The following is a 13,234-nucleotide window of genomic DNA, read 5'->3' as shown; positions in this document are numbered from 1 at the left end:
ATGTACGCGATTCTTACTCTTTGTTCATCCTATATAAGAACAAGAAAAATACAAAATGGACTAATGGTTGTCCTTATTTTCCTATCAACACTTTTACTGGCTACTTCTGTAACAATACTGGCCAATACAAATAATATTTTTGAAAAAGCCCATCATGATTCAAATGGTGCCCATCAAATTTTAACAATGGGTGAAAATGTTCATAATCCTACTGCTGTAAACGATTGGTGGCAGGAGCAGCCTGGCGTTACTGCATCCAGTTTAATTCCCTATAGAAATCTATCCGGGATTACCTTCAAAGGGAAAGAAATGTCCAATCTCTATTTATTTATGATGGATACACCAAATGCACCTTCAATGATTGATCAATTATTATTTTCAGAGGGAGAAAAGAAAACATCTCCACCCAAAGGGACAATTTGGATTCCCACCTCATTATCATCAAGTGCTAACATTTCACTCGGTGATGCCATTGAATTTAATACTGGTGAGAGAACATTTAGCTTAACGGTTTCAGGTACTGTAGTAGATATGCCGTATGGAGGTCCCTTTACAACAAACGCTCGTATTTGGATGAACAATACTGACTACCAGTTGCATTTAGCATCAATGATCGGTTCTGAACAATACATGATGGCATTACGCTTTGACGATTATCAGCAAAGCTCCAACTATTGGCGTGATTTTGAAAACTATCTGCAAGGACCTTATCTTGAATCTAAAATGGAATATGAAGAAATAGCTTCTTTTTATTTAATTATTAATAAAATCATTGGCTTTATCATGATTGCCTTTGGTATAGCCATGCTTTTGGTATCTTTATTTATAATTGGTTTTAGCATTTCCGACGCCATTTTAACGAACTACAGAACAATAGGTGTTATTAAATCTCTCGGTCTATCGTCTCGAAAGATAAGTGCTACTTACGTATTACAATTCGGATTATTGTCTGCTTTCTCAATCATTCCTGGACTCATCGTAAGTAAATTCCTTTCCAGAATAATTATAGAAAGCTCCTTATCCTATCTGAAGGCAGGAAATCATTTAGCCATTCACCAAGATGCTCGACTTACCGTGCTGATTGCCCTCATCCTATTTGGCATTGTGCTACTCACCGCCTATTTCTACTCGAACAAGGCGCGGAAGGTGGAACCTGTCCAAGCAATCAAGTATGGCATGTCGGAAAGTGCAAATAGCAAAATAAATCGCCGTAGAAGCAGCTCGAGTAGACTATTTCGTTTATCTGATCTACCCATTCAACTTCAAATTGGACTGAAAAGCATAACAAAGAATTTAAAAAGTTCCATCCTTATTATAGCGCTTACCTCTATAACGTCTGCCATACTCGTCTTTAGTGTGGTCATATTGAATAGTTTTATCTCCATCAAAGAGACTTCACCTTCGTGGGGGTATGATGCATCACATGTAGTAGTAACTGTATTTAATAAAGAGACATTTTCAAAACGACAATTTGAAGATTTTTTAATGGAAGATGAACGTATTAAAGATTATGCATGGTTGGATCAATTCACGGGAGTACTTCCTAACGACAACAATTCGCCATTAAATATCAGTGTCAATGTAATCGAGGGTAGCTTTGATGCCGTTGGCTACGAAACCATGTTTGGGCGTAATCCTATAAGTAAAAATGAGATAGCTATCGGCATTAATGTCGCGCGGTCTTTAAATAAAAATATAGGTGATATTGTAGAAGTTTACATTGAGGGAAAGCAACATTTTCTTATCATTACAGGGATCTATCAATCTATTGCAAATATGTCGAACTCGGCGAGAATTTCAGCAGATGTTATTAAAGTTTATAACGCTACCTATTCTGCTTCTGAAATTAGTATGATGAATCTATTAGATGATACAACCGCTCCTCAAATTGCTGAGGATTTGGAAGCTCACTTTAAAAGTTCTTTATCAGCAGACACACAACAAGTATTATTAGATGATGTCTATAAAGAAGTTGTGGCAGTATTAGTCATCCCACTTTCAATCGTTGGCTTTTTATTTATCATCGTCACATGCATCATAATTTTTAGTTTATCTAGAATTAATGTTAGAAAAGAAAGTAGTACGTATGGAATTTATAAGTCCATTGGAATGACCTCTACAAATATTAGGTGGTCCATTACATCCGGTATTTTAATCCTATCCACATTCGGGGCAATAGTAGGCATTATTATCGGTATAAAATTAATTCCTCTTGCTTTACATTCGATTATTTTAGAGTACGGCTTACTCGAACTACCACTTGTGATAGACTGGCCAACTAGTATCGCAATTAGCTTTGTAAGTGTGTTAGCGGCTTGTTTTGGCGGCTGGATCTCAACCAAAGTTATTGCTAAAACTTCACCTCGGATATTAATTGTGGAATAAACTTGGCCCCTACTAGTTTAGGGGCCTCTTTTATGAAGTTATTTTTGTAGGAGCAATCATTCATAAATATTTTCTTCAGATAACACGACAATATTGTTTCTTCGGAGTAATGCTGTGGTTACCCCTTCTCCAACTATTTTTGTACCGTTAAACTCACCATTATAAATTTCTGCACTACCACAGGATGGACTATTTTCTTTTAAGACGACCTGAGTCGCTCCCACCTCAAGTGCTTTTTGTAAGGTCGCATATGCACCCTTTAGATACAGCTCTGTGACATCGCGTCCAGACCTTTCAATTACGGTGGCTTTGCCATCAAGAACATCTTCTCCATTGCCTCCCACAATTTCAGCAGGCTCACGAGGAGTTGAAAAACCTCCCAACAGCTCGGGACAAACTGTGACAGCTTTATTTTCTAACATAAGCTTTTGTATTTTTTCATCTAGACTGTTGGTACCATTATAACGAACATTTAATCCTGCTAAACAAGCACTTATTAAAATCACTACTATTCCCCTCTCCCTCAAATCATCTCAATGAATAAAATCATTTTAACACGTGTACATGATAAAATTTTAAGTGACTTAGCGTTTTCTCTGATACAATATTTATCAATGAGATGAACAATGATCGATCGTTGGAATAGCTAGTCCCAGTAATTCAAATATCTGTTAATACAATTAATCGATATATTCTTGATAGTTCCACTAGAAAATTTTAACAGTAATTGGCAATCGCCCGATATATATGGAATCGGAAGAATATAAGCTTTGGAAAATTTTAAAGCTAACGAATCATTGGAGTCAGTACTGGCAAGTCTCAACCTGATTCAGCTAGTAAATTAGGAAAAGGAGGAACGGATTTTGGTTGAGTTTACTATTTGTTTTCTTAAAAAGGATGAGCAAATTCTTTTACTTAATAGAGATTATCCAACTTGGATGGGTGCATGGAATGGCGTAGGCGGTAAAATTGAACAGAATGAAACACCTTTAGCTGGTGCACTTCGAGAAATCAAGGAAGAAACAGGTATTACGGTTGAGGATATTACCTATAAAGGTAAAATCACATGGACAGATGGGATCGTTCACTATGGCTGTATGTATGCATTTATAGCAGAATTACCTGAATCGTTTACATATGTTACACCTATAAAAGTTGCTGAGGGTATTCTTGATTGGAAGGAACTTACTTGGGTGTTCCATCCTGAAAATGTGGGTATTGCGGATTTAAAATATTATTTGCCAACAATGCTCAATGAAACAACTAACTATGAATATATCTTTACATATCAAAACAAAAAATTAGTTAATATCTCTTCAACACCCATCGAACAAACATCTACTATCTAATAGACAAACAAGCCTCGTCATGCACCTATTGCATGGACGAGGCCTGTTTTTAGTGTCTTGGCAGTGCAAAGCGCATTCTACACATCGACCAATTCAAGCTTGTATTTTGGATTTCATCATGGATTTCCCACAAGCTATCCACGACTTGCAATTCAACATTTCGTTCCAATAATATTTTAGATATATCGTCAACCTCAGAGACATTGATGGGCTTTTGTGTTATTTCACTTGTATAATACCCCGCATTATCATCCTGTAATGTGAATCCATTACTATCAAACTCATATAGGTAAAGTCTCGTATTTTTCAATACTTCAAACCACTTTTTTTCAATGACTATTACATGAGAAGCTTGCACTAGATAGTGTTGTCTGTCCTGCTTTGTTGTTTGTACTCCTGCATGAAAACAAACACGAGGACAATCTCTCGGGGTTAAATAATTGGGCAAGCATCTCTCGTTGATCGCCCATACAAGCCCTTTTGTGGCATCTAAATCTGGTCGCTCAGGTAGCCGAGGATGAAAAATCGTAATAGTAGGGTCTTCACTCACATGAAATAAACGCATGGATACTTCTCCTTTATTTTTTTAATTTAAAAACAATAAAATCTGCACAATGCAAATCTTCCACAAATTGAGGATACTTCTCTAGCATCTCTTGTGATGGCTTCGGCTCTACAATATTTTCAATGGTGAATCCAGTTTGCCTAATTGCTTGCACATAGCTTGTTAATGTTCGATGGTATAGAACTATTGGTGGTTCAGCATCTAGCTGTTGGTACACCCCTTCATAAAAATAACGTTGGACTTTCCAATACTGCTGATCTAGCTGTTCATGTCTTATCCATCCACTATTTGGTGTCACAAAGCACGGATGTAGAATCGAAAAAATAAAAGTGCTAGAAGGTTTTAAGAGTCGATACATCTCACCTATCGCAGCCTGATAATCCTCTAAATCTTGGAGAACCATATTTGAAACAATACAATCAAATTGTTCATTTGCTAAAAACGTTAAATCTTCACAGTTCCCTTGTAAAAATTGAATAGCTTTCTGTTGATGCGTTCTTTCCTTAGCAATGTCCAGCATTTTTTGTGAATAATCAACAGCTGTTACTCTTGCCCCTTCCTTCATCAGTAATCTGCTTAAATATCCTTCTCCACACCCAGCATCTAATACTTGCTTTCCATCTATTTCTTCCAACAAAGAAAAGATGGTGGGATTTAACAGTACTACACGATGAATGTCACCCTGCTCATCGTAGTTAGCTGTATACCTTTCCGCATATTGATTCCAGCGTTGAATGGCTTGTTCTGTGTTCATATAAAGTCCTCATTTCAAAGTAGAATCGTAACGTTACGTTCCTTGTGCACTTGTCTATTTTTCCATATAAAGAAAAAAATATATAGACTTTTATTTTATTTTTTAATATCATTTAGATAGAGGCACGCCTTCTTTAGGTAAATAATTAAGCCAGGAATCCATATAGGATTTCTGGCTTTTATGCTTTATATAGAAATTGTATTTTCAGCGACTGCTTCTTTTTTAACGGTTAACCATCTACCTACTAACATCACTAGTAATGCAAAAAAGACAATTATACCCGCAAAGACTAGTGCTGCTTTATAGCTATTATAAATTTCCACCAACTGTCCCGCGACAATAGGTCCGATAATTTGTCCAAATGCATAAAAAGTCGTTAATAATGATACAACAAAACCACTTTGTGTAGGAAAAAGTTGACGTGCATAAGATGTAGTTAGTGTTACAATACCTACAAAAGTCAGACCAAATAAAAATGATGCTAACAAAACACTCCATACGGTTTGTGAAAATACTGGTAACAAGATGCCTATCACTTGAAGTATGTATGCCACAAACAAAATTTTAATAGCTGAAAACTTCTCTAATAAGATCGTCCAAACAGGTGCTGATGGGATTGCGGCTAATCCAACAATGACCCAGCTATACGAAGAGTATCCTTGGAGAGAAGGAATATTATGAATAATATCGACCAAAAAAGTTCCTGTAATAATATAACCAAGTCCCTCAAAGCCATATGACAGAATAAGCCACGGCATAAAGCCCTTTGTCATTTTCGTATCAGGAGATTTTGCGACTTTCATGCTATCCTGAATCTCTAAATCTCTCCATAGAATGGTTGTAATCAGTAAAAAAACTGCTGATAATATTCCAAGCCCTAGCCATGTTCCTTGCCACGCAAATTTCGCTTCAATAATAGGAACACATAAACCTGAAATGGCAATCCCTAAGCCTATACCACTAAATAGATAGCCAGACCATCGTGATAAAGATTGCTTCGCCAAATAATCCATAATAATACTAGACGTTAAGACAAAAATAAGACCACTTGTAATACCTGCGATTAATCGAAGAACTAACCATATGCTATATACTTCGATTAACCCCATTAACCCAACTGATAGGACATTGAAAACCACGCTTGCCAATAAAATCTTTTTACGTTGACAATGAATAAAGCCCGCCCATAATGCCCCAATAAAATAACCAATATAATTACTTGAAGCTAAAAATCCAGCTACTTCGAAAGAAAATCCTACTTCCTGACGCATAAATGGCAGAATTGGTGTGAAAGCAAAGCGACTAATGCCCATTGCGACAACGAGTAATAAAATTCCTCCCAAGACAATACCCATTTGTTGGCGATTCATGTTGCCCCCCCCTTTGTTCTCTATTGTTATTAAAAGGATACCGAGCGAAAATTAATAAATCTAATATATAATGTATATAAAAGCATAAAAATAATTTATAAAAGGTGTGTCTATCATGAATTTACATGCTCTACGGCTATTTACAAAGGTAGCCGAGCTCAATAGTGTTTCTAAAGCTGCTCAAGCCCTAATGATTAGTCAGCCCGCTGTAACCATTCAAATTCGAAATTTAGAAAAAGAACTAGGTTTGACATTGCTTGAATCAAAAGGTAGAGGCATTACATTAACTCAGAGTGGCGCTTTTTTATATAAACAAGCACAGCGCTTATTTGATTTAGAAAAAGATATCGAAAATAAGGTAGATCAGTTAAAAAATACAGGCACTGAGGAATTACAAATTGCTTCTACACATGTCCCCTCTCATTTCTTATTACCAAAATTGCTGGCTCATTTTAAACAAGTCTATCCTACTACTCATATTCATTTAAAAACTGCTAATTCACAGCAAGTAATAGAAGAGTTACTCCATTATAAAGCAGATTTAGCCTTTATCGTTAAAGAAGATGGCCACCACCCTGATATTAATTATCAATTTCTCATGAATTTAGATTATTGGTTTATCGTGCCCTACAAACATCCTCTAGCAGGGCAAATAGTTTCACTTTCAGAACTTATGCAACAGCCCTTTGTAACAAGAGAAGATGGTAGCTCTACAAAAGAATATTTAAATGCATTATGTAAAGTGCATAAGATTCCACCGCCTAAAGTAGGGCTACAACTGGATGGAATAAATGAATCCATTCATGCTATTGCAGCCGGTTTCGGGACGATGTTAGCTCCATCCATCGCAGCATCTAGCTTTATCCAACAGCAACAAGTAGCACGAGTGTTTATTAAGGACATTGACATTCAACGGCCAATTTATCTTTGTACACGAAAAAATGATCAACATCACTCCTCTTCTTTTAATAACTTTCATCATATCATTAATGAATCGATCTCTTAGAGAAAAGGCACTCTGTCATCGAAATAGAGTGCCTTCTTTGCATCTATCATCGTCTGTCAAAGCTGTAAAAATGTAGGTAGCAATTTTCACTACCCGCTAACTCTTCATCATTAATATTCGTTTTTTTATAGACTTAATAGTTTTAATAGCCTATAATAATCCGTGTTATTATCAATAAACGAACATTAAGGTGGTTTTTATGACTGAATATACGCAAATTTTTAAAGGAACAGCTTTTACTAGTAAATCTGCTACTGAAGTTCAGATTTTAAAAGATTATTTATTTTTCATTAATGCAAATGGCATGATTGAAAAAACAGTCGCTCCTGAACATGCTGATTATCAACAATTATTAACTACATACCAACACCACAATCATTTCCAGCAATTAGCTGAAGGTCAATATTTCTTGCCAGGGTTTGTCGATTTGCACGTTCATGCACCACAATGGGCACAATCTGGTACAGCTTTAGATATTCCACTTTATGATTGGCTGAACACATACACCTTCCCTATCGAATCAAAATTTTCGGATTTAACATTTGCCCAAGAGGTTTACGAGGATTTAGTGAGCACGCTTCTTGCTAACGGGACAACAACATCATTATATTTTGCGACGGTTCATAAAGAGGCAAGTATTCTTTTAGCAGAAATCTGTGCCGAAAAGGGGCAACGAGGATTAGTCGGGAAAGTTGTTATGGATGATCCTGAACAAAATCCTGCTTTTTACCGAGATGCTACTACACAAGGGGCCCTTGCTGATACAGAAGAATTTATTCTAGCTGTTAAGAAATTAGCAAAAACAACCAAACAAGGCGTTTACCCAGTTGTCACACCTCGTTTCATTCCAAGTTGTACCGACAATGCTTTAAAGGGCTTAGGAGAATTAGCAGCGAAATATGATACACATATTCAATCTCACTGTAGCGAAAGTGATTGGGAACATGGCTACGTCAAGGAAAGATTCCATAAAAATGATGCAGAGGCTTTACATGATTTTGGTTTATTAGGTGATAAATCTGTCATGGCCCACTGTAATTTTTTAAGTGATGATGATGCACGATTATTTGCTGAGACAGGCACAGCTATCGGTCATTGCCCAATTTCTAATGCCTATTTTGCGAATAGCGTTATTCCTATTGCCCGCTTCCATGCACTGGGCGTTGATATTGGATTAGGTTCAGATGTTTCAGGTGGATTTTCTCCAAGCCTTTTCGATAATGCGAGACAGGCTGTCATGTCATCGAGAATGCTAGAGGATGGTGTAAATACAACGATTGAAGCTAACAAACGAGGTGTACCAAACTCACGCATTACTATTAATGAGGCCTTCTATCTAGCAACAGCTGGTGGCGGGGAAAGCTTAAGTCTTCCAATTGGCCGTCTACAGGTAAATTATACATGGGATGTACAAATCATTGATACAAAGGTCCCTTCTGCAAAGCTTCCTATTTTCGATAACCAAGAAGCGTTACACGATATTTTCCAAAAAATGATGTATCTTGTCCGTCCTGAAAATATCCGTGAGGTTTGGGTGCAAGGACAAAAAGTACATTCAAGAGTTTAATGATTCACCAATTGTCTATTAAAAATTTATCTTTATGAGGTGTACATCTTCGTGGAAACGCAACATAGCAAACTAACTAATGAAACAAGAAAAACAACAAAATTAACCGTACTACCAGATGAAAAAATTTCGATTGGCCAATCAGCCCTTCTAGGTTTACAGCATGTCATGGCTATGGATGTTTACGTTGTCCCATTTTTAATTGCCATGCTAATTGGATTACAAACTGGTCAAGCAGGGGCATTAATTCAATCAACCTTTATTGCAGCTGGGATTGCAACTATTGTACAAACACATTTCTGTATGAAATTACCGATGGCACAAGGTCCTTCCTATGTCCCACTCGGAGCCATTGTTGGTATCTACGCAGCAAGTGGTAGTGGTGATTTAGGCTGGAGCACTATATTAGGTGCAAGCTTAATTGGTGCCATTTTAGTGATTATTTTAGGCTACACTGGTATCTTCAATAAAATTGTACAAACATTTATTCCACCAATTGTTGGAGGGACAATTATTTTTGTTGTTGGTCTATCCTTAATGCCTGTCGGTTTAAGCGATAATATTTTTAATGGAGCAGGGGCATCCATTCATCAAAACATTTATTTAGCGCTTATTTCAGCCATTGTCCTAATGATTTGTGTAATGTTGGGCACAGTCTTTCATCAAAAGGGCCGCCTATTCCGTATAGGTTCCGTTATTATTGCTTTAATTGTAGGCTGTATTGCTGCAAATATGATGAGTGTTTTAGATTTATCAGCTGTATCACAAGCAAAATGGTTTAGTATGCCACAAATTCCATTCGCAGATTTCAGCTTTAGCTTTAATATTTCCGCCATTATTACAATGGTCATTATTTATATCGTCTTAATGGCTGAAACAACAGGAACATGGTTTGCCATTAGTAATGTCATCGACAAACCATTAACTGATAAACAAATTAATCGAGGCGTTGTTGGTGAAGGGATTGGCTGTTTAATTGCTTCATTACTAGGTTCTACACCTGTTACTGGTTACTCTACAAATGCAGGGGTTATCTCCATTACGGGGATTGCTAGCCGTCGAGTATTTATTGCAGCAGGTATTTGGTTTATTGTTTTTGGTTTCTCTGGTAAATTAGCGGCACTTATTTCAGCGATCCCTTCTGCTGTCATTGGGGGAGTATTTGTAATCGTGTGCGGAATTATCGCCATTAGTGGTTTACAGGTCATGAAAAACGAACAAATTGGTGAAAAGGAAATGTATGTGATTGCTATACCAGTGATTTTAACTTTAGCACTTTCATTATTACCGGATGATTTCTTGTATTCATTACCTACAACTGTTCAATATTTATTCGGTTCACCAATCGCCACAGCTGCATTAGTAGCTATTGTCCTCAATAAAGTTTTACCACGCTCAAAATAATCAACGAATTCCATGCACAACCTGTTTTCTCCATTTGGAGAGCAAGTGTTGTGCATGTTTATTTTTCTAAAATTTCTGTCTCATTTTCTAGCAATCTGTTATACTTGAGCAAAAAAGTAGGGATTGTTATGGTATATGATGTCATTATAGTTGGTGCTGGTTCAATGGGGATGGCGGCAGGTTATTATTTAGCGAAGGCAGGAAAAAGTGTCTTGATGCTGGATGCTTTTGATCCCCCACATGAGGATGGTAGCCATCATGGAGACACAAGAATTATTCGTTATGCTTATGGTGAAGGAGCTAGCTACGTGCCTTTCGTAAAAAGAGCTGGTGAGCTATGGCAGGAGCTCGAGTCTTTAACAGATGAAAACTTATTTTTACAAACTGGTGTAGTAAATATTGGGGAACCAACATGTGATTTTATTCAAAATGTAAAAACTAGTGCAGCACTCTATGAATTAGCACTTGAATATTATACTTCTGTTGAAGCCATGAAAAAATGGCCAGGTTTAACTTTGCCAGCCAATCTAGTGGCTTGCTTTGAGCCAACAGCTGGTATCCTTCGAGTCGAAGCATGTATTCGAGCCTATAAAAAATTAGCATTGGAAACAGGGGCACGTTTACAAACAAATGAAAAAGTCGTTGGCATCCAAACTGGAGAAATTGTGCAGGTTCAGACGGGCAGTCAAGTCTATGAGGCGAAGCATTTAATTGTCACTGCAGGTGCATGGGCAACTGAATTACTTGAAACGCTGGACATCTCTCTCCCTGTTACACCAACACGCAAAACATTTGCGTGGTTTGAAGCCGATGAGCAGCTTTATAGTGATCTTATTTTTCCAGCCTATTGTTTTGAATTTGCCGATTCCTCCTATTATGGCTTCCCAAGTATCGATGGAGCAGGGCTAAAGCTTGGTCGACATGATGGAGGCGAGGAAATTAATCCAAATGTTCCTCTTCGTCCGTTCGATGACATGGATAGCGTAGATTTACAAAATTTCATTGAGCAATTCATGCCACAGCATGGGCCGTTAAAATACGGGAAAACGTGTAAATATTCCATGACGCCAGATGAAGATTTCATCATTGATTTCTTACCTACACATCAAAACATTGTCATTGCTGCAGGTTTTTCAGGTCATGGCTTTAAATTTAGTAGTGCCGTTGGGGAAGTTCTCGCAGAATTAACGTTAAATGGAGAGTGTAAGCAGGATTTAACACGCTTTCAGCTTAGTCGATTTAATATATTTTGAGTACAATGAGCCATAAAAAAGACTGTAATTTATGCAGTCTTTTTTCAGATGGCTATTAGATTTTTTTCAAACAAATTACCATTTACGCAAACAAGTACGATTCGGATTAGCGGTGTCGAATGCTTTTTTAAATTGCATACTTGACTAGGAAGAAAAACCCCAAATAGGTAACTGAACTGCACCCCAATTGTTAGACACATCTAACAATGATACGCTCCCCAATAAGTAGACAGATTAAAAAATAAAATCTGTTTGCCTATTGGGGAGGTTTTTTTATGAGAAAATACAGCTTTTCAAAAGAAGAAAAATTAGAAATTCTAAATTTCTATGAAAATAGCCATTTCACTCTTAATGAGGTGGCCGAGTTGTATAAAGTTGATTCTAGAACAATCAAAGATTGGCAAAATAATTACTTGTTTTTTGGAGAGGAAAGTCTTAATAGAAGTGAAAATCATAATACATATCCGAAAGAAATAAAGCTAGCAGCTGTTCAAGACTATATTTCAGGAAGTTATTCATTAAGAGAAACTGTTAGAAAATATAGACTTTCTGGCACATCCGTTTTGCGAAATTGGATTAAAAAGTATACTAGTCATAGTGAATTAAAAGATTCGAGTAAAGGAATGAGCCAAACTATGACTAAAGGTAGAAAAACAACAGTACAGGAGCGCATTGAAATAGTACAAGCTTGTATTGCCAACGAAAAGAATTATCAAGTAATAGCTGAACAATATGCGATTTCTTACCAACAAGTATATCAATGGGTAAAAAAATTCGAAAAATCCGGGGAATTAGGTTTACAAGATCGCCGTGGCCGTACAAAGTTAGAAGAAGAGTTAAGCACTGAAGACAAATTTCGTTTAGAAATCCAACGTATGGAACGCGAAAATGAACGATTACGTGCAGAAAATCTCTTCTTAAAAAAGTTAGAGGAAATCGAAAGGAGGCGACGTTAAGTAAAAGTCGTATACATAACCGTTATATTGTCATTCAAGAACTAGCAGCGAAGGAAGCATTGCCAATCATTTTATTATGTGAAATTGCCGGTGTTACACGTGCTGCTTATTATAAGTGGTTGAACCGTCATCCATCAGCACGAGAAATCGAGAATGAACAGCTTCTAGAATCAATTCAGTACCTTTATGCACAAGTAGATGGGATTTATGGATATCGACGCATCACACTTACAATCAATCGCCATCGGGAAAAAGTAGATTTACCGATGGTAAATAAAAAACGTATTTATCGTTTGATGAAAATGTGTCGATTAAAATCGGTGATCCGTAGAAAACGAAAAAAATATCGTAAATCGAATCTAGATTATGTAGCAGAAAACATACTCAGTCGCGAGTTCAAAGCAGATCAACCTAATCAAAAATGGTGTACAGATGTCACGGAGCTTAAATATGGAAATGGCAAAAAGGCTTATTTAAGCGCCATTATCGATTTATACGACAATTCGATTGTGAGTTATGTATTAGAGCACTCGAATAACAATAAACTCGTTTTTCAAACGATGACACCAGCCATACAAAAATTAAAAGAAGATGAGCATCCTCTTATTCATAGCGATCGTGGTTA

General features: G+C 36.8%; 12 protein-coding genes. 8 read left to right on the top strand and 4 right to left on the bottom strand.

Annotation, left to right across the window (positions count from 1 at the left end; all coding sequences use genetic code 11):
* The gene (locus AO843_RS02960) at positions 1-2,385 is read left to right on the top strand and encodes an ABC transporter permease (protein WP_054609672.1); all 2,385 of its coding nucleotides are present in this window, start codon (positions 1-3) and stop codon (positions 2,383-2,385) included.
* 56 nt (positions 2,386-2,441) lie between these two features.
* Here the strand turns inward: AO843_RS02960 and AO843_RS02955 are convergent, their stop codons facing one another.
* The gene (locus AO843_RS02955) at positions 2,442-2,891 is read right to left on the bottom strand and encodes a 2-thiouracil desulfurase family protein (protein WP_054609671.1); all 450 of its coding nucleotides are present in this window, start codon (positions 2,889-2,891) and stop codon (positions 2,442-2,444) included.
* 357 nt (positions 2,892-3,248) lie between these two features.
* Between AO843_RS02955 and AO843_RS02950 the strand changes: the two genes are divergently transcribed.
* Complete coding sequence (locus AO843_RS02950; protein ID WP_054609670.1) at positions 3,249-3,734, top strand: NUDIX hydrolase; 486 nt, start codon at positions 3,249-3,251, stop codon at positions 3,732-3,734.
* 49 nt (positions 3,735-3,783) lie between these two features.
* On the opposite strand, the gene AO843_RS02945 is transcribed toward AO843_RS02950, so the two are convergent.
* From AO843_RS02945 to AO843_RS02935, 3 genes are all read right to left on the bottom strand, one after another.
* A complete protein-coding gene (locus AO843_RS02945) occupies positions 3,784-4,299 on the bottom strand; it encodes a DUF6886 family protein (protein WP_054609669.1) in 516 nt (171 codons plus the stop codon).
* 13 nt (positions 4,300-4,312) lie between these two features.
* A complete protein-coding gene (locus AO843_RS02940; protein WP_054609668.1) occupies positions 4,313-5,053 on the bottom strand; it encodes a class I SAM-dependent methyltransferase in 741 nt (246 codons plus the stop codon).
* A gap of 185 nt (positions 5,054-5,238) precedes the next feature.
* Positions 5,239-6,423 carry a YbfB/YjiJ family MFS transporter gene (locus AO843_RS02935; protein WP_054609667.1) on the bottom strand — a complete coding sequence of 395 codons (1,185 nt, stop codon included), beginning with the start codon at positions 6,421-6,423 and terminating at the stop codon, positions 5,239-5,241.
* Positions 6,424-6,538: 115 nt separating this feature from the next.
* On the opposite strand from AO843_RS02935, the gene AO843_RS02930 reads away from it, so the two are divergent.
* The 6 genes from AO843_RS02930 to AO843_RS02905 form a co-directional block, all read left to right on the top strand.
* On the top strand, positions 6,539-7,429 hold the full coding sequence (locus AO843_RS02930; RefSeq protein ID WP_054609666.1) for a LysR family transcriptional regulator: 891 nt from the start codon (positions 6,539-6,541) through the stop codon (positions 7,427-7,429).
* A gap of 199 nt (positions 7,430-7,628) precedes the next feature.
* Positions 7,629-8,996, top strand: a complete 1,368-nt coding sequence (gene guaD, locus AO843_RS02925; protein ID WP_054609665.1) for a guanine deaminase — start codon at positions 7,629-7,631, stop codon at positions 8,994-8,996.
* A gap of 51 nt (positions 8,997-9,047) precedes the next feature.
* A complete protein-coding gene (locus AO843_RS02920) occupies positions 9,048-10,400 on the top strand; it encodes a uracil-xanthine permease family protein (protein WP_054609664.1) in 1,353 nt (450 codons plus the stop codon).
* Between the two features lie 128 nt (positions 10,401-10,528).
* On the top strand, positions 10,529-11,653 hold the full coding sequence (solA, locus tag AO843_RS02915; protein WP_054609867.1) for an N-methyl-L-tryptophan oxidase: 1,125 nt from the start codon (positions 10,529-10,531) through the stop codon (positions 11,651-11,653).
* A gap of 275 nt (positions 11,654-11,928) precedes the next feature.
* Positions 11,929-12,609, top strand: coding sequence for a helix-turn-helix domain-containing protein (locus AO843_RS02910; protein WP_054609663.1), 681 nt, complete (start codon positions 11,929-11,931; stop codon positions 12,607-12,609).
* On the top strand, positions 12,549-13,234 hold a 686-nt coding region (locus AO843_RS02905), incomplete at its 3' end, for an IS3 family transposase (RefSeq protein WP_197278865.1). The genes AO843_RS02910 and AO843_RS02905, both read left to right, overlap by 61 nt.

This window comes from Lysinibacillus sp. ZYM-1 (assembly GCF_001308875.1).
In the GTDB taxonomy this organism is placed as follows: Bacteria; Bacillota; Bacilli; order Bacillales_A; family Planococcaceae; genus Lysinibacillus.
The sequence above is the reverse complement of the archived record's forward strand: the minus strand, read 5'-3'. Positions and strand labels throughout refer to the sequence as shown.